Below are 21,956 nucleotides of genomic sequence, written 5' to 3'. Positions count from 1 at the left end.
CCCGGCGGTCGGCCGCCGAGTCGATATTATTAGCCTTGTGCCTTCGGGGCGATCTTGCGTAGCTGCTGCATCAGGGCGATTTCACGGCGCGAGAACGGAATGCCGTTCTCCTCAAACACGTCGTGGAACCAGAGGCGGCAGTAGTCCGTGGACTCCTTCATCACCACCGGCCACGGCAGCCACGTCTGGGTTTTGCCACGCACCAGACCCCACTGGTACGGCGCGACCTTCGCCGCGTACATCAGCGGAAGCTGCTCTTCGATGGTGCTGCCCACGTGGCGCGCCAGCCATTCGGTGCAAAACAGCGGACGACCAAGCGCCTGCAGCTGCTGAATAATCGCCGTCATGCGCCCGGTGTGGGTGTAGGCGTGGAAGCTCACCACGTCCGAGAGCGCCAGCGCGGTCTGGTCCAGCGGATGCTGGAAGAACGTCTCGCCCTCCTCTTCCGGCGGCAGACGCCACGCGCAGACGGTGAGCGGCTGGGTCGGATCTTCTTCACGCACCCACTGGAACGCCAGCTTCATCAGCGCGTGGGCGCAGGTCTCCAGCTTCGCGTCGTACTGCACCTCCTGCGTGCCGGTGGCGAAAATACCGCGGTTGCCCGGCTCGTTGTAGAGATCCCACAGCAGCACGCGCTTGTCGTCGTGAAACTGGCGGACAACGTCGCGGATATAGCGCTCAATCTGCGGCCAACAGTCGGGATCGCACACCTTGTCGCGTCCCGGGCTCGCCGCCGCCTGACTGTTGTGCTTGCCCGGTACCGGCGGCTTTTGCGGGCCGAGGTACGGCTCGTCGCCGGAGAAGCCGCAGTCGTCCATCAGGGTCAGCATGGTGCTGAACCCGTGGCCGTCGGCAATCGTCAAAAAGCGGTCGATGCGCGCCATCAGCCCGTCGCGGTCGTGCTCCCAGACGATAAACGGCAGGTTGATGCGCAGGGTGTTATAGCCCGCGTCCGCCGCCCAGCCGAGCTCGCGGTCAATGGTTGCGGCATCGAAGGTCTCTGCCTGCCAGATATCGGTCCAGTTCACCGCCGTCGACGGCAGATAGTTAAACCCGCACAGCCAGCCCTTTTGCTCATACCAAGCCTGGGCCTGCTCCCTGCTCCACTGCTCTTTCATTACGCGTCCTCTTACTGATAATATTTAGCTAATAAATATTAGTTGCAGGATAAATGCGCAAATCGCGGCGTTTAGAAAAGCGATGCCCCTCACAAAGTTCACGCTTCGATGAATGAGAAACGTGATCGACGGCGCTAAAGCGTGCGGTTAGGGTATGATGCGAAGTCGCGAAAGGGAGAGGACGGATGAAGCGAAAAACGAAAGTGACGATGAACGATATTGCGCGGGCGGCAGGGGTGTCGCAGGCGACGGTATCGCTGGTGCTTAACCAGTCCCGCAACATCAAGCTCAGCGACGACACCCGCCAGCGGGTGATTAACGTCGCTACCGAGCTCGGCTACGACCGCCTCCCCGCCGTTCACGCCCCGCGCAACCAGGAGGAGATCGCCCTGCTGGTGAGCTCCATGCAGAGCTTCGACCCGTTTATCGACGCCATCAGCCAGGCGCGGGAAGCCGCGTGGCGCAACGAGACACTGCTCACCGTCTACGACTACGGCGACGACATCGAGCTGGCGCTGAACATCATCCGCCAGCTGGAGAAGCGCAACTGCATCGGGATTATTCTCGCCTCTCCGGTCACCACGCTGGTGGACATGACGGCCTTCCAGGACTGCACCCGCATCCCGCTGGTGCTGCTCAACCAGCGCGACCCCGGCTCGCCGCTGCTGCCGTCGTTTATCCCGGACGACTACGCCAACGCCTTCCAGGTGACGAAACACCTCATCGCCTGCGGGGCCACGCGCATCGCCCACATCACCGGCGAGAGCTGGATGGAGGCCTCGCGCCAGCGTCTGGCGGGCTACCAGGCCGCGCTGCAGCAGGCCGGACTCGCGTGCGACGACGGCCTGGTGCGCCAGACCAACTGGCAGTTCAGCGAGTCCTTTACCGCCACCACATCCCTGCTGGAACTGGCCGAGCGCCCGGACGCCATCTTCTGCGCCAGCGACTGGCTGGCGATTGGCTGCTATCAGGCGCTGGCGGTGAACGGCGTACGCATCCCAGAAGACATGCTGCTGGCGGGCTACGACGACCAGAAGATCTCCGAGCAGCTCACCCCGCCGCTGACCAGTATTCAACTGCCCTACAGCGAGCTGGGACGGCTGGCGGTGGAGTACCTGTGCAATCAGGAAGATGCCGCCACGCACGTGACGCTGGCGGGCAGGCTGAAAGTGCGCGCCTCAAGCCTCGTCTGAGGTAAACACCATGCCCGCATAGGGCTTCTCGCGACACGCCGCCAGCCGCGCGGCGAGGCTGCCCACGTGCAGCTCCAGCTTGTGCCCGTCCGGGTCGAGAAAATAGAACGACGCCCCCTCGCTTTTGTTCTGCTTCCAGACGGTGACGCCCGCCTGCTCCAGCCTGTGCGAGAAGGGTTCAAAATCCTCCTCCGCCACGGTAAACGCGTAGTGGGTGTAGTCGCTCTCCTGCGGCGGCACATACTGGCGCGCCTCGTCGTACGACAGGCAGACCCACAGTTCGCCGCAGGTGAGATAGGCCCCGGTATTCCAGCGGGCGTGCAGCGTCAGGCCCAGCAGCTCGTGCCAGAAGGTAACGCTTTTTTGCAGGTCGCTGACCGCAAGGGTCAGGTGGTTGAGTGATTGCAGCATGACGTGCCCTTTTGTTTTTCGCGCCGGACGTGATACGGTAAAAGCATGAACATAAACCACGCCGTGCTCACCGTAAACCGCTGGTGGTTGCCTTCTTAAAGGCGGCACGGAGTAGTTTTCCCCATTTTCAGATAGCCGCCGAAAGGCGGCTTTCACATTTCTAAGACCCCTTTCGGCATTACAACGTTAAGGAGTCTTTATGAACCCGCAGACCATCCTCACCGGCGACCGCCCAACCGGCCCGCTGCACCTCGGCCACTTCGTCGGATCCCTGCGCCAGCGCGTGGCGCTCCAGCAGACGCACAACCAGTTTGTGCTGATTGCCGACCTGCAGGGGCTGACCGACAACGGCAGCAACCCGCAGAAGATCCGCGACAACATCCCCGAAGTGCTGGCCGACTACCTCGCCGCCGGCATCGACCCGAACCTGACCACGATCTGCCTGCAGTCCGCCCTGCCCGCCCTCGCCGAGCTGACGATGCTGTATATGAACATCGTCACCGTCGCCCGCGTGGAGCGTAACCCGACGGTGAAGAACGAGATTATGCAGAAGGGTTTTGCCCGCTCGCTGCCGGTCGGGTTTATGGCCTACCCCATCAGCCAGGCGGCGGACATCACCGCGTTCAAGGCCGAGTGCGTGCCCGTCGGCGACGACCAGTTGCCGATGATTGAGCAGACCAACGAGATTGTGCACAAGATGAACAGCCTGCTGCCCGCCCCGGTGCTGCGCCACTGCAAGGCGATGCTGAGCGACACCAGCCGCCTGCCCGGCATCGACGGCAGCGCCAAGATGTCGAAATCGCTCGGCAACACGCTGCACCTGTCGGCCAGCGAAGAGACCATTCACCGTGCGGTCAGCGCCATGTACACCGACCCGAACCACCTGAAGGTGAGCGATCCGGGGCAGATTGAGGGGAACGTGGTGTTTACGTACCTCGACGCGTTTCACCCGGACAAGGAGAAAGTGGCGGCGATGAAAGAGCACTATCAGGCGGGCGGGCTGGGTGACCGGGTTTGTAAGAACGAGCTGGAGGCGTGCTTGCAGGAGCTGATTGCGCCGATGCGGGAGCGGAGGGCGATGTACATGCAAGATAAGGGGGAGCTGATGGCGATGCTGAAGCGCGGGACCGAACGGGCGCAGGGGGTGACGCAGGAGACGTTGAGGGAGGTGAAGATTGGGCTGGGGGTGCCGGTGTTTTGATGAGGTGAGTTGATTGAGGTTGGGCGGTGGAGTGCGTGCTGTTAGTACAAAGCCGCTTATTATCTCATTTAATATAATATTAATGCCGCAAATAATTCTTAATTCGTCGTTTAGATATAATTAATTGCTTTATCTACATTAATATCACATTCATATTACCCTTTATAATACATTTAAAGGGATACTATGGCTGATATAGAAGATATAGCCCGGAGATTATGCAACATAATCGCTTCTCCTGATACAGTTACTGGGCTTATAAATGGAGGACTATCTGTACCGCTAGATTATGGATATCTGGTCTATGGAATCTTTGACACGGATACCAGGCATGCTCGTGAAACTCAACGAATACGAATGTTTACTGCCATAAAAAACGACATTTTGAATTATGAGAACATTGTCAACGCAGTTAAAATTATTTTTAAAGTATTCAATAGATATTTAACGGAGGATGAGCAGGATAAAATATACAGATCTGTAATAACTTCAATTGCAGGTAGAATATCAACCAATATTATTGCATCAACAATCGCAAAGCATGTTATTGAAAGAACGTCCTTCACGTTTGTTGTTTTCAAAGGGAAAAGTAACCCAATCACGTCACTGAGCACACTCCTTTTGTTGGGGGGAATGGCTGAACGATCAATTAGAACATCTGACAGACTCAAAGCAGAAGCCCCAGAAGTATATCAACTTCTGAGACCAAGAGACTATGACTTACTTTATTTTCTATTCGCTGATGCCGTCCAGCCTTTCGTAGATGCTATCCATGTAGGTTATTCAGAAGGGAAGCCTGTATTTAATCAAATCATGAAGAAAGTTAATGAAAAACTAACTACACACACTACGGCAGGCGCGTATGAGTAAGTTTATCACCCCAATTATAAACCTGCTTCTTTGCTCATATTTAGTTTTAGCCTATATCCTTTGCTGGGTTGAATTCGAAACCTGGCATAATAAAACAATCGTCTTTTGCATCATTACCCTAAGCGCTTACATTATTTCATTAGTAATGAATAAATTCCTGCCAGGAAAGATACGTATTTTTGGCGGGATCCTGGATGTGTTATCGGGCCCCTTACTGATCATCGGTGCATTTGCTTGTATAGCGGTCCTTGAACCATGGCCGCTGAAAATTATTGGCTTGTTCATATGGGTCGTGGCGATGTTGCACCTACCTTCTTTTGTAAAAATAGATGAGGAATAATCATGTCAAATCCAGCATATCTTTGGTTAACCGATGCTAATGGCTCACCCGTCGTAGGAGGTTCCATGGTGTCCGGTCGGTTTGGTGCTATTGAATTAAAGGCGGTCGCTCATCACCTCACCATTCCTGTGAGTGGAAATACAGGCCGACTAACAGGTACCCGCATACATACACCGATTGCCGTTCAGAAAGAGTTTGATAAAACGACACCGATTCTCATCAGGGCACTGTGTGAAAACCAAACGCTAAAATCGGCTACGATCAAAATGTATCAAATTGATGATGCAGGGATCGAGAGAGAATATTTCAACATTATTCTCGAGAATGTAAAAATCACGGGTATCACACCCAATCTGTTCTCGGGTTCTGGAACAGGAACGCATACAGAGACGATCGAGCTAAGATATGAGGCAATCACCTGGAAACACTGTGATAGGAATATCGTTTACAGAGATGCCTGGAATCATATGGCGATAGCCTGAACCGACTTAAACATCTCTCGGGCCGGGATAACGTTGTGCTTGTCGGTCCGACCAAGCGGAGCACCGCCGGGAAGCGCTGGCGATTATTTCTACCGCTTTAAAGGAGAGCATCATTATGGAACCCACTCTCTCTCAAGTCATTGAGGTTGTTCGAAACTCCTCAGGTGAGCATCGTAAACCTATCGATAGCAATACGTTGATTGAGGCCGATTTGCATATTTGCGGTATCGACGGCGAAGACCTACTGGAAGACTGCGAAGAAGCGTTTGGCGTTCAGCTTGCCACGGAAGAAGATGGCTACAGGAAAACGTTCTCTCTCGCAGAGAATGAGTATCTGTTTACGGGTGAAGGCATAGATTTTTTTGGCATCTATCGGTTTATCCGCTGGGTACATGGCATACCCGAACCTGTTATATGTGATTTAACCGTCGGTGAACTTCATGCTGCGCTGGTTAACGCGGTGAAAGAGCAGGTTAAGCGTGATTGATTTTTACTTAAAACGGGCATGGGATGACATGCCCGTTTTATTGCTTCAAGGATTACATGAGGTGGGAAGCACGATTACTCCGACACCGCCTGACCTGTTCCACGCTTAACAGCCGGTATATCGCCTGTATCATTCAGCGCCCCCGGAAACGTCTTCAGCCACTGGGCGACTTTCTGCTTATTTATATTCACCACGCTCATACCTTCCAGGCATCCCCATAATTCTCTTGTATGCTGCGGCGTAATCACAATGCAGTCTTTCATGGCGCGGATTTTCACTGGCATTCCGTTGATAAAGCCCGCACGGGTTAACCAGTCGCCGCCCAGAAGAAGATATTTCATGTCTATGCGCGTATACAGTTCGCAGCAGGCAGCACTATCCTTCGGCGTTTCCGCGCGAGGGTGGACGGGCGCAGCGTTGGGCTGGTTGCCGTGAAGACGGCAGGCGCTGTTTTTGCGCACCAGCTCGCGGTTTTCAATCATGCCGGTGAAAGCGTCTGATTCTGTTTTGCAAACAGTAAACTCTGGCTTAAAATTCGTCGCAGCCATTTTCAACTCCTGTCTAGTTGGTTGTGGTTAGCGGTATGGGGGTGTTGCAGCACCTTCATATCGCGAATTCTTCGTTAAATTCTCTTTGATACTTCCTTTCGCCGATTGGCGTAATTTCTGGTGCTTATTATACAGGGCTGAATATAAATACAGCGGTTTGGTGTGGGGTAAATTTGGAATTTGCGAGGGGGATTCAGGAAATGACGGTAGGTATTTTTTAATTCGAGAAACAACAACGCTTCGGCCTGAAAATCACTTCATCTCCCCTAGGGGAAGTATTAAATAAATCAGCATGATGCATGGGGAGTGCCTTCCTCTGCATCTTTCTTGGGGTTTCTAATAGATACTTGCACCCCTTACTCATGGGTCCACTGCCCTTAACATCCCGGCTTATTGAACCATGAACGTACACAAGACCGTCTGAACCATGAAGATGATTTCGATTTAGTCAACTCGTGAAAATCGTTAGACATAGTGTCAAGGAGCTGTTTTCGCAGGGTATCAGCATTTTTTTGCCATTTACTGAGTTGTCGAACGAATGCCTCACACTCTTCTTGTGTTCGGCCCTGATCCTTTAAATCTTTAACAATCTCACCAGCAGGAGTAATTATGAAAAAATCATAAATATCGTTTTGCAGCTTCGGGACAATAGCATCCCATTTTTGCCATTCCTGATAATGATGGAAGCGTAAGCCGTGTTCGCATCTTCGCCCTTTATCCCTATCTGGAGCCAATTTACTATTATCTAAAAGGTCCTTGTCTTCAGAAAATGCTTGAATAGGAATCAGAGTCTTTGATTGAGTCGGAGTGAGTAGTAAGAGCCGAGACTGAACAAGCCCACTGATAAAACCAGCATAATTGATAAGCTGTAATAAAACCTCATCGCAATCAGCAGAGAGCTTCTCCAGCCGGTCAACACGGAGCTCCAGTTCTTTCTTACGAATTTCACGATTAAGGGTAAATCTGGCAGTAAGCCAGACAGCAAGAAGGGAAGCCACCGGAGTCAATAAGTCTTTCAATTCAAATGCCATTCTGCTCTCTCATTTCGTTTTAAAGGATATTTTACCGTAATTCGCTGATGCTAAAGGCACTCAAGTTTCTCAGCACATCCCTTGTACACCACGATAGGTCCTCTTTCCCCAAGATGTCATTAACAACATCCTCTTTAAAAGGGATCTCCAGCGGGAACGAAGCTGGTTTCTCAGGATTTGGAACAATAAGTTCACCGCTGCTAACCCAATGCGCTTCCAGCCGAACGTTCAGGTTTTGCCACTCACCCCCCCGGCGGGCTCTGTCTTTCTTAAGTGAATAGAAAAATGCAGACTTACCATTCGGTGTTGGATGATTATCCATCAGCATTAAAAGAAGGGGAATGCCCCATTTAGGGAGATAGCTATAACGCCAGATCCCAAAGCTATCAGCTATCCTGACCAATCGAATAAACGACTTTTGGTCAAGCTTACCCTTTCCTCCCCGTAGTGAGCGGCAGACAATATAGGCCTTACATAGACTATCGAAGACCATAAACTGCGCACGCCGTGTTCTGGCTAGCTCCGTTGTTGCAGTACTGTCATTTCCGGCTAACCCACTAAAACGGCGTGTCTCAGCACTTAATGGACAAAGTTCTCCATTCTCTGGAGGCGCTGAATGCGAGAACCTGGGGCGATAATCAGGATTAGGGGTTACCAGTCCACTATCATGCACTAGCTTTTCACAAGCGAGGCAACGTAATGGGGGGTATCCATCCCGAGAGATTCCCTTCACTCTTTGTGCAAAATCATCGATATTGGTTGCAACCCAACCATTTTTCTCCAGAACTTCTGCTTTATCCATAATTTTCTATTCCCAATAATGCTGCTCCAGCGCTGCCAGTAGGCTCAGCATTGCAGGTTAAAAAAGGCACAGCAAGCCATTTTTACCATAAATAGAAGCATCCATGTTTCGCCACTTATCTCTTTGTTAATTCAAACATATCTCAGCTATCCCATGACTATAGCGGTGAGTGTGGTTACCCGCCGCCTTACCAGGAATATGGAGATATTGGGATGCAACTATTCAGACCTATTGAGCACGCGATTACCGATGATGGAGAGTGGGTCACAATCCGTGAACTACCCGTTGATTACATGAGACGGCTGAAGTGCGATAGCTGCCATGCCAGCGTGGTGGTTATCGAGAATAAATCGGGTGAGGCGGAATTTGTTCACTTACGTCACAATCTGCAGGAAATCACCAGAACTCGCAGCTGCCGGTATGCAATTCGAACGCCTGCCCCCACACGTTCACCGGGTACAGGGATGGCGATAAGCAGACTCGTAAAAGCAGTCACTCAGATAGCCCCCATACCACCAATTGGACCCGGGGTACTGCGAGTCAACACGACAGTAAGAAAATGGCATTGTATTTGGTGTGACTATCACTACTACGGGACCAAGCAGTGCCCATTATGTAGCGAATGGACATACACGCTTGAAGATAATGGATGATAAATCTCAGTAACTCAATGCGTTGCAAAAATAGTGTATATCCGCCCCACCTCTTGATTAGGTGGTATTTTGCGAGCATCATCGCAATTATTTCCCTAACTATGAAATCTATGGATTCCAGCAAAAATCTGCAACAGGCAATTGCCAGCATCACGATCTGGCGCAAGGGTGAACAACGTGCACCACATAAGCCATTGCTACTGCTGTATGTACTGGCATGTTACCAGCAAGGCCACAGCCGCCTGTTCGATTACGGTTCAGAAATTCGGGATAACCTGCATAGCCTGCTGGAACGATTTGGGCCTCAACGCGCTCAGTATCGCCCTGATATGCCCTTCTGGCGTTTGCAGGGCGATGGATTCTGGGAGCTGAAAAATGCGGAACGCTGTTCCACAGCAGGTAGCAGTAAACAGCCTCCGGCAGGAGAGCTACTTGAATATAACGTTGCTGGTGGCTTCGACGAGCAGCATTATGCCATGCTGATAAAAAGCAGAAACCTGATTAATGTGCTGGCACAGCAAATCCTCGAAGCGAACTTTACCGAAAGCATTCAGGAGGAACTTGCTGACGAATTAGGTTTTGATATCCGACAAATTCGTAAACAACGCGACCCTCTTTTTCGCCAGCAGGTTCTACGCGCTTACAATTACGAATGCGCTATATGCGGATTCAACATGAGGCATGACAACACGTCTGTAGCCCTGGAAGCCGCGCATATCAAATGGAAACAATACGGTGGTCCTTGCGAGATCCCTAATGGGCTGGCGCTCTGTGCAATCCACCACAAAGCCTTTGATAAAGGCTCGATTGGGTTAGATGAAAATATGCGGGTTCAGATCTCTGAAGCTGTTAACGGGAGCGGTATCGTCGGCAGACTATTCTGGGATTTTCAGGGAAAGGTGATTTCATTGCCGCAGGTGAAAGCACACTATCCACAGGAGGGATTTGTAGATTGGCATCGGCGCGAAGTTTTTAAGGAATAGTTGCCTCTGCCATAGCTTCCCATCACTAGACGGAAGCCAAGGAGCTGCTCGTTGCTAGCCAGGATACCGTTTCTAATAGAGCTATGTACCCGGATCGGACGTAAGAACTAAAACGTACCGCGAGGTATCTATGCCAGAGCGAGTAGCGCTGAGGTCGTCCCCGTGAAGAAGGCGTTGCTGACACATACCAGCTCTGAACGGCCTCATCACCTAGCCAGAAAGTGATGTCGCTACGGTTAATCAGGGCTCTGTTGTTGATACGCCATTTGGCGATTTTTGAAAATTCTGCTTTGCTGATGCAAGTTACCAAATTGATAGCTGTACGGTCGATAGTCTACGGCAGTTCAAACAAATTGTTGAATCATGTGGAGGAAAAATCCAAGTTCATGTTGAACTACCAGACGGCTCAAGCCACGGTTTCAAGCTGTGACATTCCTACTTTCACATGTGAAAGCTCATCCTCGACCAGTTCCTGTCTAAAAATCATCCTTAACAATAAAAATTCAAGGTTAAATTGAATTTTTATTGTTAATAAGGCTAAAATTAGTTTAAACAGGGCCAACCCAGAGCATAGAAATGATACGTTGCCATCTCGCCCGCCTAATGGGGGAGCGGAAAATGAAGATCTCAGACGTTTTACGAGAAACAGGGCTTAGCCGCAATACAGTGACCCTAATGTACAGGGAAACAGCTCAAAAAATAGACATTGAGGCATTGGATAAGCTCTGTCAGCTCTTTGCTTGCGAAGTGGCGGATATACTTGAATTCACGGATAAATAGCGTAACACGTGTAGAGACACCCTATGCCAGCGACGTGTCAAAATCATTAGGCGTAACCCATGACTAAAGAACAACAAATTGAGCAAGATTTAATCGCCAGACTACAAGACCTCAAATACACCCACCGCAGCGACCTTCGCGACAAGGCCAGCCTGGAGCAGAACTTCCGTAAGAAGTTCGAAGCTTTGAACCGAGTCAACCTATCCGATGCAGAATTTAACCGCCTCCGTGAAGAGATCATCACAGCGGATGTCTTTTTGGCAGCTCAAGCGCTGCGTGAAAAGGGGAAATTTACCCGTGAAGATGGCACTCCGTTGGAATACATGCTGGTTAATCTTAAAGACTGGTGTAAAAACGACTTTGAAGTAATTAGCCAACTTCGTATCAACACAGATAACAGTCACCATCGCTATGACGTAATTCTATTACTCAATGGCCTACCATTGGTACAGATTGAGCTGAAGTCCTTAAAGATCAGTCCTCGCAGAGCGATGGAGCAAATTGTTGAGTATAAAAACGACATTGGCAACGGGTATACCAATACTCTACTCTGCTTTATGCAGTTATTTATCGTCAGTAATGGTAACGATACGCGCTATTTCGCCAATAATCGCAAAGAGCACTTCAGCTTTAATGCCGATGAGCGTTTTCTGCCGATTTATCAGCACGCAGATAAGAGCAACAAGAAAATTGCTCATTTGCATGAGTTTGCTGATGACTTCTTGTCAAAGTGTACCTTGGGTCAATTGATCAGCCGCTATATGGTACTAGTGCAGAGTGAGCAAAAAATGCTCATCATGCGCCCGTATCAAATCTATGCCGTTAAAGCTATTGTGGATGCTATTCACCAGAACCGTGGTAATGGCTATATCTGGCATACCACAGGCTCTGGTAAAACACTCACATCATTCAAAGCTTCTACGCTATTGAAAGATAACCCCGATATTGAAAAATGTTTATTTGTGGTCGATCGCAAAGATCTCGATCGCCAAACGCGGGAGGAATTCAACAAATTCCAAGAAGGATGTGTAGAACAAAACACCAACACCGAAACGCTTGTACGCCGCATGTTATCGGAAGACTATGCCGATAAAGTGATTGTCACTACCATTCAAAAGCTTGGTCTAGCCTTGGATGAAAATAGCAAACGCAACAAGGCTCAGCAGAAAAATGGCAAACAGACCTATAAAGAGCGTTTGGAGCCGCTGCGTGATAAGCGCGTGGTATTTATCTTCGACGAATGTCACCGCTCTCAATTTGGTGAGAACCATAAAGCCATTAAAGAATTTTTCCCCAAAGCTCAGTTATTTGGCTTTACCGGCACACCTATCTTTGACGAAAATTCAAGCTATCAGCAAGTAGATGGCAACTTGGCCTCTTTCAAAACCACGGAAGATATTTTCGAAAAAGAGCTACACGCCTATACCATCACCCACGCCATTGAGGACAAAAACGTACTGAGTTTCCACATTGACTATTACGGGAAAGACGATGGTAAAGATGGTCAAACCAAGCCTAAGAAAAAAGAACTACCACCACCTGAAGCGGTAATAAAAGCCATTCTCGATAAACACGATAGCGCCACAAATCAGCGCCGCTTTAATGCCGTGTTAGCAACAGCATCGATCAATCACGCCATCGAGTACTTTGAGCAATTTAAAACGCTTCAAGCACAAAAGCAGTCTGAAGACGAAAATTTCGAGCCATTAAATATCGCCTGTGTATTCTCACCACCGGCCCAGATCGCTAAAGAGAACGATGGTAACGGCAATGGTAGTGTAAACAGCAACAAGAATGCTGCAGACATTAAGCAGCTTCAGGAAGACCTGCCCCAAGAAAGTGCCGACAACCAGGTAGAGCCCGAAAAGAAAAAGGCAGCCCTGAAGGCGATTATTGCCGACTATAACGCGCAATACGGCACCAATCACACCATTAACGAATTTGACCTTTACTATCAGGATGTGCAGCAGCGCATTAAAGACCAAAAGTACAGCAATACTGATTACCCTCGTAAAAACAAAATCGACATCACCATTGTGGTGGACATGCTGTTAACCGGTTTTGACTCAAAATACCTCAATACTCTTTATGTGGATAAAAACCTGAAGCATCACGGCCTTATCCAGGCATTCTCGCGTACCAATCGTGTGCTCAACGACACAAAACCGTGGGGCAACATTCTGGACTTCCGTTATCAGGGAAACGAAGTCAACGCAGCAATTGAATTATTTTCTGGCGGGGCGAAAGATAAAGCCAGAGAAATCTGGCTGGTCGATCCCGCGCCAAAAGTGATTGAGGCATTCCAGAAAAAAGTGGACGAATTGCAAACCTTTATGGAGTCCAAAGGCTTAACCTGCGAGCCATCGGAGGTGCACAACCTGAAAGGAGATACGGCCAAGGCCGAGTTTATCAACCATTTTAAAGAAGTGCAGAAGCTGAAAACCCAGCTAGAGCAATACACTGATCTTGACGAAGAAAGTAAAGCGATCATCGAACAAAAACTGCCGACGGATACCCTGCGGGGCTTTAAAGCTATTTATCTCGACACAGCTATGGAGCTAAAGCACAAGCAAGGTAAAAGTGATGACAACGAAGAATCAGTTGAGCAGCTTGAGTTTGATCTGGTACTTTTTGCCTCCAGCATTATTGATTATGACTACATCATGGGGCTGATTGCCAAATCCACGCAAAAAACTGGCAAGCAAAAGATGACGCGCCAGGAGCTGATCGACCTGATCAGTGCCAATGCTAACTTGATGGAAGAACGTGAAGATATTATTGCCTACATCAATAGCCTCAAGGTGGGTGAAGCACTTAATGAAAAGCAAATCCGCGAAGGCTATCAAACTTTTAAAGCGCAGAAAGCCGCGCTGGTATTAACACAAATTGCCGAAAAGCATGGCTTGCAAACGCAATCACTTCAGGCGTTTGTGGACAGCATTTTAGATCGCATGATCTTCGATGGCGAACAACTAACAGATCTGCTCGCACCGTTGGAGTTCGGTTGGAAAGCGCGCCGAGTGGCAGAGCTGGCTTTGATGGAAGATTTGGTGCCTTACCTGCAAAAGCAGGCTGAGGGTCGAGAGATTTCGGGGTTAGATGCGTATGAGTAAACAGAGAAAAGGTCTGGTTCCGGAATTACGCTTTTCTGGATTTTCAGAACAATGGGAAGTCAAGGCATTAGCCCCTTACTTAAAACAGCACAGTATAAAGGTTCCTTCATCAACTGAGTTGGATGTCTTCAGCTCAACTCGCGAAGGCTTGAAGTCACAAAATGAATATTTTGATGGCAGTAATCTTACTAATAAAGGTGAGTACGGTGTGGTCCCTGAGGGATACTTTGTATATCGTCATATGAGTGATGACAATATATTTAAGTTTAATATTAATAAGTTAGGGAAGCAGATTGCAGTAAGTAAGGAATACCCGGTGTTCAAGACGCAAAACCTTGATCCCGGCTTTCTTCTAAATGTCTTAAATGAAGGCCGCGCGTTTAAGGCATTTGCTGCTAGCCAAAAAAAAGGGGGGACACGAACAAGACTCTATTTTAAAACGCTAGGCACATTTGAGTTGCCGCTGCCATCACCTAAAGAGCAACAAAAAATCGCCGATTGCCTTGCCTCCATCGACGAGCTAATCACACTACACACCAAAAAGCTCGGTGCTCTCAAAGCCCATACAAAAGGCCTGATGCAACAGCTTTTCCCTACCGCTAGAGAAAACGTGCCCAAGCTTCGGTTTCCTGAGTTTAGAGGTAAGGAAGATTGGATAGACACAGTTCTCGCGGATCTATGTGAAATGCAGGCAGGCAAGTTTGTAAAGGCTTCTGAAATATGCGAACTCAGAACGGAAGGATTGTATCCCTGTTATGGGGGAAATGGGCTGCGAGGATTCACGAAAACTTATACTCATGATGGAACTTATTCATTAATTGGTCGACAGGGAGCTCTATGCGGTAACGTAACTCTTGTTGGAAATAAATTCCATGCAACTGAACATGCTGTCGTCGTAACCCCAAAAGAAGGGGTCAGGACGGATTGGTTGTATTTCCTGCTGATTTATCTTGAATTAAACCGATACGCTACTGGGCAAGCTCAACCTGGGCTATCTGTTGAAAACCTCAATAAGGTTGAGCTTAAATTTACTTCCCTAGAAGAAGAGCAGCGTAAAATTGCATCCTTGCTAAGTACGAGCCAAGAGTTAATTGACAATCAAATTCTGAAGATTGAACAACTTAGGACGCATAAAAAAGGCCTGATGCAGAAACTTTTCCCAGCCATGGATGAGGTAAATTGATGAGTTTTGATGCCGTAGCGCAAGAGCTGAAAGAAATAGATGAGAATATAGTTCTAATATACGCCTTTAATGGTACAGGAAAGACTCAACTATCTGTGGCTTATAAGAACCTTACTAAAGCTGAAAACAATGATGAGCATGCGGGTGTTTATTACAACGCCTACAGTGAAGACTTATTTGTTTGGGATAATGATGAGGAAAATGATGGTGAAAATATCAGACTAAAAATTCTACCGAGTAGTCTGAACCGCTTTCATAGTTTTCTATACGAAGATGGACTATCCGTTGTCAATGCAATGGCTCCGTACAATCCAAAGTTTAGCTTTCGACTTAACCCTTATGATGATCCCGAAGAAGGCTTAGAGTCTGTAACTTTCTATAACGAAGGTGAAGAAGATAAGGCTATTAAAATATCAAGAGGAGAAGAAAGGATTTTTGTCTGGAGCTTCTTTCTTGCATTACTGGAAGTCGATGGCTGGGCAAATGCTCAGAATGCACACATATTTATAGACGATCCAGTCTCTAGCCTAGATGAGCATAATATTTTTATCACAGCTGACACTTTGTTTCGGCAGGTTGAACAACACTATGACAAGAAGCGAATAATTATTACTACGCACCACATCGGATTGTTCTCAATTTTGGCAAATAGGCTTACCAAAGGAGAGAAAAGTGGTCGTTATAAAAATTTAACTGCTATACGAATATTGAAGCGCAGTAACGATCAACGTCATCTGGTGACGCCGAATAAAAACGTATTCTTACATCACCTCCACCTTTTACAGGTGTTGGACGAGGCAATTAAAAGCCAGCTTTATACTTATCATTTTGCATTGCTAAGACGGTTACTTGAGACTATCGCATCATTTTTGGGTTCTGGCAGTGCTGGTTACACCCTCAGTGAAATTGGTATTCAGAATACTGAAGAAGTTATGCATGTAGTGAACACTCAATCGCATAGAAGCATTTATTACGATCAGACAGAAATGATGAGTCAAGCAGATCAAACCCTCTTTATGGACATTTTTATTAAACTGGTTGAAAAATACCATTTTCATTTTTTTGCAGGTAGATCATGACAAAAGAACAACTTAATCAGCTTGGTAAAACCCTCTGGGATATTGCTGATCAATTACGCGGCGCAATGAATGCCGATGACTTCCGTGATTACATGCTGTCTTTTCTTTTCTTGCGTTATCTGTCTGATAACTACGAACAGGCGGCCAAAAAAGAGTTAGGGCATGATTACCCCGAACCGGGCAATGATGATCGTCGCGCACCGCTAGCCATCTGGTATCAGGACAACCAAGCTGATATTGCCGATTTTGAAAAGCAGATGCGTCTTAAAACACATTATGTTATTGAGCCTGCTTTTTTATGGAGCAGTGTGGCAGAAATGGCACGTACTCAGCATACGGATTTGCTGGATACACTATGGAAGGGGTTCAAATATATTGAAGAGAAGTCCTTCAACAGCACGTTTCAGGGCTTGTTCTCGGAAATCAATCTGCACTCTGAAAAGCTAGGCAAAAAGCCTGCTGATCGTAATGCTAAGCTCTGTACTATTATTCAAAAAATCGCCGAAGGTATTTCTGGCTTTAGCAATGCCAGGGACGATCTGGGTGATGCCTATGAATACTTGATTGGCCAGTTTGCAGCAGGTTCAGGAAAAAAAGCTGGTGAGTTTTATACACCTCAACAAGTTTCTACCATCTTGTCAGAAATCGTCACATTAGATAGCCAAGACCCGACGACAGGCCCAAAGAAAAAAATTAAACAGGTGATGGACTTCGCCTGCGGCTCAGGTTCGTTGCTATTGAATGTACGAAACAGGTTAAGTGATGAAGGAGGCTCTATAGGTAAAATATTTGGTCAAGAGAAAAATATCACTACCTATAACCTTGCGCGCATGAATATGCTATTGCATGGGGTAAAAGATACCGAGTTTGAAATTCATCACGGTGATACGTTAGAGAATGACTGGGATATTCTTAATGAGATGAATCCTGCGAAGAAAATGCAGTTCGACGCCATCGTCGCTAACCCACCTTTCAGTTTGCGTTGGGAACCGACCGAGGCATTAGGTGAAGATTTCCGCTTCAAGAACTATGGTCTTGCTCCTAAATCAGCGGCTGATTTTGCCTTCCTTCTGCACGGTTTCCACTTCCTTAGTGATGACGGGGTTATGGCGATTATTCTCCCACACGGTGTTTTATTTCGTGGTGGTGCTGAAGAGCGTATTCGTACCAAGTTATTAAAAGATGGACATATAGATACCATCATTGGCCTTCCTGCAAACCTGTTTTTCTCAACAGGCATACCTGTTTGCATTCTGGTGCTCAAACGCTGTAAGAAGTCAGATGATGTGTTGTTCATCAACGCCGCAGAACACTATGAGAAAGGAAAGCGTCAGAATTACCTTCGAAGAACTAATGAAATGCCTAATGGAGAGTTGGGCGATATAGAAAAAATTATCGACACCTACCAATTCCGAAAGGAAGAAGAGCGATATTCCCGTCGAGTATCTATGGAAGAGATTGAGAAAAACGGCTTCAACCTGAATATCTCACGTTATGTCAGTACAGCACAGACTGAAAAAAGAATAGATCTAAAAGATGTCCAAAGTGAGTTGGTATTATTGGAAGAAAGAATTAAGAGAGCAACGCTCTCTCATAATGCATTCCTCGAAGAACTAGGACTACCACCACTTCCCTTAGCCGAAAAAGGCTAATCTGGAGTGATGTAACTTATAGATGAAATATAGAGCCCCAATAATCAGTAGTCGGGCTCTATATTTATCAATTTAGCCTTCAGTAAGGTCATCTTATTGATCGATACAAGAAGGGCACTGCCAAGATTATGTAAAGAATAGACTGCCCCCCCACGCCCGTAGACAAATTCTGTCCTCACGACGAAGCCTGTTCAAAGGCCTCTGGACTAACGCCATTCGCTAGCAGCTTACGCGCTTCTTCACGACATGCTCTGGCATCCGCCAGTGTGATTTCAGGATAAACCCCAAGTGCCAGCATCTTTTGCTTGCCGTCAAAACGGTACTGCAAACGCCAATACTTAGACCATTAGGATAAACAAGCAGATGCATACCACTGCATTAGTCAGCTTGTATTGCTATCCGTTGGCTTGGCTGTTCTGACTTTGATATCTGTTAGAGCAATGCTTATTTCCTCCCTGTTGGTACAAGCATTATCGAACCTGAAATACCATCATCTGTACCAAGATCTGTCAGTACATGTAGGTTGAAGCCGGTTGACCTTGGGAGAGTTAATATAGCGGGGATGATGGGTACATACAGGATTTCAGACACAAAAAAAGCCGCCCTTAAGCGACTTTGATTTGCATCTTTTGGTGCCGAAGGCCGGACTCGAACCGGCACGTATTTCTACGGTTGATTTTGAATCAACTGCGTCTACCGATTTCGCCACTTCGGCACTGAAGGGGATGCGGAAACGTTGTGGATTATACCTGTCGCGCGCCGCCATGCAAGCGACGACGCGCTAAACCTGCGCTAAGTGCCCAAAAAACCAGCGTCCTTCGTCACTCCAGCTCAGACACCGCCAGACGAATCACCCCCGCCGCCTTCTGCTCCGGCAGCGCCAGCACCTTCGCCCACATCTCCTGCACCATATCGCAGGAGAGCTTTTCTTTGCCCGCTGCCTTCTCCGGCATCTGCAGCAGCTGGATGTCCTCGCCGTACTTATCGGCAAGCGCCTTCATAATCGGCCGCACGTCCTCAACAGCCGCCTCGCGTTCTGCCTGCGTCACGGTGTGGCGGTTTTTGCCGTAGGCCGCGCGCATCATGTCGGCGTCGGCCTGCATGCGCCGCGCCATCAGGTCTTTATCCAGCATGCGCATCGGGTTCACGCCGCCCTTCACCATCGGGTAGAGGAAGCGGAAGCAGGCGTCGTCGCTCACCTTCTGGATGGCGGCGGTCTGCTCCATGTTGATGGTCATGTAGTTCACCACGTCGGCGTCCGGGGCGTTTTGCAGGCGCGTCATCTGCAAATGCAGGATCTGCGGCTGGATGGTGTCGATAATCTGCTGCTCCGGCTCGCCCGCTTTTTGCAGGGCGGCCATCTGGTCGAGGATGCGCTGATGCAGCGCGGGCTCCTGCTCCTTAATCACCTGCCAGGCGGGCATCGCGTTGAGGGCGTTATCCATCTGCCGTTCCGGGTCGCGCTGCCTGTCGAAAAACACCCAGAACGCCACGGCGGCAGCCGCAAAGACGACAATCACAATACGGGTCCACGTTTTATTCATCTCGCATCCTTATCCTTGAGTTATGCCGGTTTACACCGGCACGCCGCTGTGGAAGCGAAACTCGGTGTCCGGTGTCGAGATAAGTGTGGCTTCAATTTCGCCAAAAAGCTGTATGCGCGGTGAGATATCGTCGTCGCTCACCTGCTGGGCCAGCGTCAGGTAGTCCTGATAATGGCGCGCTTCCGAGCGCAGCAGCGAGAGATAGAACTTCTGCAGGTCGTCGTCGAGGAATGGGGCCAGCGCGGCGAAGCGTTCGCAGGAGCGGGCTTCGATGTAGGCACCACAGATGAGCTTGTCGATCAGCGTCAGCGGTTCGTGGGTGCGCACTTCTTTCAGCATCCCTTTGGCGTAGCGGCTGGCGGTGATTTTGACGTAGGGAATGTCGCGGGCCAGCATCGCCTCGCGCACCTGCCAGAAATGGTGCAGCTCCTCTTTAATCAGCAGCACCATGCTGTCGATGAGCGCCTGGCCCCACGGGTCGTCGGTTTTGGGCATCACGCTTTTGCCAATCTGCTTGTGCAGGGCGATGAAGTCCGGCTCCGGGCCGTCGCGGAAGGTGAACTGTTCGTAGGGTTTGAGCCAGTCGAGCAGCGCGTCGGCACCGCTTTCGTCGGCGACGTATTTACGCACCAGCAGCAGCGCGGTCTGGGCGGCCTTGAGCTCGCACACCATGTGGTCGGTGAGCAGCAGCGGCAGGTTTGCCGGGTCGCGGGCTTTATCAATCCATGCTTGCGGGGTCGGGCACTGGAGGAAGTTGAGTACGGGGGCGAGTATCTGCGGGTAATCCATGGTTCTGCCTTGAAAAAGCGGTGGCGTGCGCCACCGCCTGAAACGCTTAGTGACGCACGCCGTCGTCGTCTTCGTCGACGTAATCTTCGTCGTCGCCTTCTTCGCCGTCTTCACCGTTCGGATCTTCGAAGTAGGTTCCCCAGCCGTCGTATTCCACTTCAAACTTCTCGGCCAGATTCATCAGCTGTTCGACCTGCGCGTCGATCAGCTCCGCCTTCAGCGCGCCTTCGCTCAGGATGTCGCAGCAGATGACGGTGTCGCCCTCTTCCACTTCCAGCTCTTCCGGCTCGGTCACTTCGTAACCCAGCTTGAAGGCTTCTACCGCCAGTTTTTCCAGCGCGTCGAAATCATCCGCAGAGAAATGGTGCTCGATGGTGTACAGCGCGTCCGGATCGCTACCGTCTTCCAGCAGTTCTTCAATAATCAGACGCGTCTCTTCGCGTTGCTCTTCCAGGTGTTCCGGGTTTGCCATGGCTCAATCCTCTTTAAAGTGCGGCAGATACTTCTATTTTCACACACGGACGGGTTTGCCTCCACCTTTGTTGGAAAGATTTGTGAAACGGGGTTGCAAATGAATAATTACACATATAAAGTGAATTTTAATTCAATAAGTGGCGTTCGCCATGTGAGGATAAAATGTCTGATCTGTATAAGAAACACTTTCTGAAATTGCTCGACTTTACCCCTGCACAGTTCACTTCTCTGCTGACCCTTGCCGCACAGCTCAAAGCCGATAAAAAAAATGGCAAGGAAGTACAGAAGCTTACCGGCAAAAACATCGCGCTCATCTTCGAAAAAGACTCAACCCGTACACGATGCTCTTTCGAAGTTGCCGCATTTGACCAGGGCGCACGCGTTACCTATTTAGGGCCGAGCGGCAGCCAGATTGGGCATAAAGAGTCAATTAAGGACACCGCGCGCGTGCTCGGGCGGATGTACGACGGCATTCAGTATCGCGGCCACGGCCAGGAAGTGGTCGAGACGCTGGCGCAGTACGCGGGCGTGCCGGTGTGGAACGGGCTGACCAACGAGTTCCACCCGACGCAGCTGCTGGCGGACCTGCTGACCATGCAGGAGCACCTGCCGGGCAAGGCGTTTAACGAAATGACGCTGGTCTACGCGGGTGACGCGCGCAACAACATGGGCAACTCGATGCTGGAAGCGGCGGCGCTGACCGGGCTGGATCTGCGCCTGGTGGCCCCGAAAGCCTGCTGGCCGGAAGAGAGCCTGGTGGCGGAGTGCAGCGCGCTGGCGGAGAAGCACGGCGGGAAAATCACGCTGACGGAAGACGTGGCGGCAGGCGTGAAGGGCGCGGACTTTATCTATACCGACGTGTGGGTGTCGATGGGCGAAGCCAAAGAGAAGTGGGCGGAGCGGATCGCGCTGCTGCGCGGGTATCAGGTGAACGCGCAGATGATGGCACTGACCGGCAACCCGGAAGTCAAGTTCCTGCACTGTCTGCCGGCGTTCCATGACGACCAGACCACGCTTGGGAAGCAGATGGCGAAGGAGTTCGACCTGCACGGCGGGATGGAAGTGACGGACGAGGTGTTTGAGTCAGCGGCGAGCATCGTGTTCGACCAGGCGGAAAACCGGATGCATACGATTAAGGCGGTGATGGTGGCGACGCTTGGGGAGTGATTGACTCCTCTGCGGTCTGGTGCCCTCACCCCGGCCCTCTCCCACAGGGAGAGGGA

The 21,956-nt window shown here is 49.7% G+C and carries 22 protein-coding genes, 1 tRNA gene and 2 pseudogenes; 14 read left to right on the top strand and 11 right to left on the bottom strand.

Going from position 1 to position 21,956, the window contains the following annotated elements; all coding sequences use genetic code 11:
• Nucleotides 1-29 precede the first annotated feature (29 nt).
• Nucleotides 30-1,118 carry a cellulase family glycosylhydrolase gene (locus M2433_RS14035; RefSeq protein ID WP_429054884.1) on the bottom strand — a complete coding sequence of 363 codons (1,089 nt, stop codon included), beginning with the start codon at nt 1,116-1,118 and terminating at the stop codon, nt 30-32.
• Nucleotides 1,119-1,303: 185 nt separating this feature from the next.
• Between M2433_RS14035 and M2433_RS14030 the strand changes: the two genes are divergently transcribed.
• Nucleotides 1,304-2,311 (top strand): LacI family DNA-binding transcriptional regulator, encoded by a 1,008-nt coding sequence (locus M2433_RS14030; protein WP_348557110.1) that lies wholly within the window; start codon nt 1,304-1,306, stop codon nt 2,309-2,311.
• Here M2433_RS14030 and fosA read toward each other — a convergent pair.
• Complete coding sequence (gene fosA, locus M2433_RS14025) at nt 2,297-2,722, bottom strand: FosA/FosA2 family fosfomycin resistance glutathione transferase (RefSeq protein WP_429054882.1); 426 nt, start codon at nt 2,720-2,722, stop codon at nt 2,297-2,299. The two genes, M2433_RS14030 and fosA, sit on opposite strands and share 15 nt — an antisense overlap.
• 199 nt (nt 2,723-2,921) lie before the next feature.
• Here fosA and trpS point away from each other — a divergent pair, with 199 nt between their 5' ends.
• From trpS to M2433_RS14000, 5 genes are all read left to right on the top strand, one after another.
• Nucleotides 2,922-3,923, top strand: coding sequence for a tryptophan--tRNA ligase (gene trpS, locus M2433_RS14020; RefSeq protein WP_429054880.1), 1,002 nt, complete (start codon nt 2,922-2,924; stop codon nt 3,921-3,923).
• Between the two features lie 186 nt (nt 3,924-4,109).
• A complete protein-coding gene (locus M2433_RS14015; protein ID WP_429054878.1) occupies nt 4,110-4,793 on the top strand; it encodes a hypothetical protein in 684 nt (227 codons plus the stop codon).
• Complete coding sequence (locus M2433_RS14010; protein ID WP_429054877.1) at nt 4,786-5,133, top strand: hypothetical protein; 348 nt, start codon at nt 4,786-4,788, stop codon at nt 5,131-5,133. Before M2433_RS14015 ends, M2433_RS14010 begins: the two co-directional genes overlap by 8 nt.
• Before the next feature lie 2 nt (nt 5,134-5,135).
• The gene (locus tag M2433_RS14005) at nt 5,136-5,615 is read left to right on the top strand and encodes an Hcp family type VI secretion system effector (RefSeq protein ID WP_429054876.1); all 480 of its coding nucleotides are present in this window, start codon (nt 5,136-5,138) and stop codon (nt 5,613-5,615) included.
• A 115-nt stretch (nt 5,616-5,730) separates the two neighbouring features.
• Nucleotides 5,731-6,102 (top strand): hypothetical protein, encoded by a 372-nt coding sequence (locus M2433_RS14000; protein ID WP_429054874.1) that lies wholly within the window; start codon nt 5,731-5,733, stop codon nt 6,100-6,102.
• Between the two features lie 74 nt (nt 6,103-6,176).
• Here M2433_RS14000 and M2433_RS13995 read toward each other — a convergent pair whose 3' ends face one another.
• The 3 genes from M2433_RS13995 to M2433_RS13985 all read right to left on the bottom strand — a co-directional run bounded on the left by M2433_RS13995 (nt 6,177) and on the right by M2433_RS13985 (nt 8,483).
• Nucleotides 6,177-6,650, bottom strand: a complete 474-nt coding sequence (locus tag M2433_RS13995; RefSeq protein WP_429054873.1) for a SymE family type I addiction module toxin — start codon at nt 6,648-6,650, stop codon at nt 6,177-6,179.
• 377 nt (nt 6,651-7,027) lie between these two features.
• A complete protein-coding gene (locus M2433_RS13990) occupies nt 7,028-7,681 on the bottom strand; it encodes a hypothetical protein (protein ID WP_214602534.1) in 654 nt (217 codons plus the stop codon).
• 31 nt (nt 7,682-7,712) lie between these two features.
• A complete protein-coding gene (locus M2433_RS13985) occupies nt 7,713-8,483 on the bottom strand; it encodes a hypothetical protein (RefSeq protein ID WP_429054871.1) in 771 nt (256 codons plus the stop codon).
• Nucleotides 8,484-9,246: 763 nt separating this feature from the next.
• On the opposite strand from M2433_RS13985, the gene M2433_RS13980 reads away from it, so the two are divergent.
• Nucleotides 9,247-10,119 carry a phosphorothioated DNA-binding restriction endonuclease gene (locus M2433_RS13980; RefSeq protein WP_429054869.1) on the top strand — a complete coding sequence of 291 codons (873 nt, stop codon included), beginning with the start codon at nt 9,247-9,249 and terminating at the stop codon, nt 10,117-10,119.
• 139 nt (nt 10,120-10,258) lie between these two features.
• Here the strand turns inward: M2433_RS13980 and M2433_RS13975 are convergent.
• A pseudogene (locus M2433_RS13975) lies at nt 10,259-10,435 on the bottom strand (hypothetical protein); the annotation flags it as partial.
• Nucleotides 10,436-10,695: 260 nt separating this feature from the next.
• Between M2433_RS13975 and M2433_RS13970 the strand changes: the two are divergent.
• The 5 genes from M2433_RS13970 to M2433_RS13950 are packed head-to-tail and all read left to right on the top strand — an operon-like array spanning nt 10,696 to nt 17,926.
• Nucleotides 10,696-10,899, top strand: coding sequence for a helix-turn-helix domain-containing protein (locus M2433_RS13970; protein WP_136072545.1), 204 nt, complete (start codon nt 10,696-10,698; stop codon nt 10,897-10,899).
• A 59-nt stretch (nt 10,900-10,958) separates the two neighbouring features.
• Complete coding sequence (locus tag M2433_RS13965; RefSeq protein ID WP_429054867.1) at nt 10,959-14,012, top strand: type I restriction endonuclease subunit R; 3,054 nt, start codon at nt 10,959-10,961, stop codon at nt 14,010-14,012.
• The gene (locus M2433_RS13960) at nt 14,005-15,195 is read left to right on the top strand and encodes a restriction endonuclease subunit S (RefSeq protein WP_429054865.1); all 1,191 of its coding nucleotides are present in this window, start codon (nt 14,005-14,007) and stop codon (nt 15,193-15,195) included. The genes M2433_RS13965 and M2433_RS13960 overlap by 8 nt, the downstream gene beginning before the upstream one ends.
• On the top strand, nt 15,195-16,274 hold the full coding sequence (locus M2433_RS13955; protein WP_429054863.1) for an AAA family ATPase: 1,080 nt from the start codon (nt 15,195-15,197) through the stop codon (nt 16,272-16,274). The genes M2433_RS13960 and M2433_RS13955 overlap by 1 nt, the downstream gene beginning before the upstream one ends.
• The gene (locus M2433_RS13950; protein ID WP_429054861.1) at nt 16,271-17,926 is read left to right on the top strand and encodes a type I restriction-modification system subunit M; all 1,656 of its coding nucleotides are present in this window, start codon (nt 16,271-16,273) and stop codon (nt 17,924-17,926) included. Before M2433_RS13955 ends, M2433_RS13950 begins: the two co-directional genes overlap by 4 nt.
• A 202-nt stretch (nt 17,927-18,128) precedes the next feature.
• Here the strand turns inward: M2433_RS13950 and M2433_RS13945 are convergent.
• The 5 genes and pseudogenes from M2433_RS13945 to rraB form a co-directional block, all read right to left on the bottom strand.
• A pseudogene (locus M2433_RS13945) lies at nt 18,129-18,368 on the bottom strand (Arm DNA-binding domain-containing protein); the annotation flags it as partial.
• Nucleotides 18,369-18,556: 188 nt separating this feature from the next.
• Nucleotides 18,557-18,641: transfer RNA gene (locus tag M2433_RS13940), tRNA-Leu, on the bottom strand.
• Nucleotides 18,642-18,747: 106 nt separating this feature from the next.
• A complete protein-coding gene (locus M2433_RS13935; protein ID WP_429054860.1) occupies nt 18,748-19,470 on the bottom strand; it encodes a topoisomerase II in 723 nt (240 codons plus the stop codon).
• Between the two features lie 30 nt (nt 19,471-19,500).
• Nucleotides 19,501-20,259 (bottom strand): tRNA isopentenyl-2-thiomethyl-A-37 hydroxylase MiaE, encoded by a 759-nt coding sequence (gene miaE / locus M2433_RS13930; RefSeq protein ID WP_252046960.1) that lies wholly within the window; start codon nt 20,257-20,259, stop codon nt 19,501-19,503.
• Nucleotides 20,260-20,305: 46 nt separating this feature from the next.
• Complete coding sequence (gene rraB, locus M2433_RS13925; RefSeq protein WP_029739283.1) at nt 20,306-20,731, bottom strand: ribonuclease E inhibitor RraB; 426 nt, start codon at nt 20,729-20,731, stop codon at nt 20,306-20,308.
• Nucleotides 20,732-20,830: 99 nt separating this feature from the next.
• Here rraB and argL point away from each other — a divergent pair, with 99 nt between their 5' ends.
• Both argL and argF read left to right on the top strand, forming a co-directional pair.
• On the top strand, nt 20,831-20,926 hold the full coding sequence (argL, locus tag M2433_RS13920; RefSeq protein ID WP_214442935.1) for a putative translational regulatory protein ArgL: 96 nt from the start codon (nt 20,831-20,833) through the stop codon (nt 20,924-20,926).
• Entirely contained in the window at nt 20,896-21,900 is a 1,005-nt protein-coding gene (argF, locus tag M2433_RS13915) for an ornithine carbamoyltransferase (protein WP_429054858.1), read from the top strand. Before argL ends, argF begins: the two co-directional genes overlap by 31 nt.
• The last annotated feature ends 56 nt before the right edge of the window (nt 21,901-21,956 follow it).

This window comes from Enterobacter sp. AC1, from assembly GCF_050434705.1.
Taxonomy (GTDB): domain Bacteria; phylum Pseudomonadota; class Gammaproteobacteria; order Enterobacterales; family Enterobacteriaceae; genus Enterobacter; species Enterobacter cloacae_L.
This window is presented reverse-complemented; position numbering and strand designations above follow the sequence as displayed.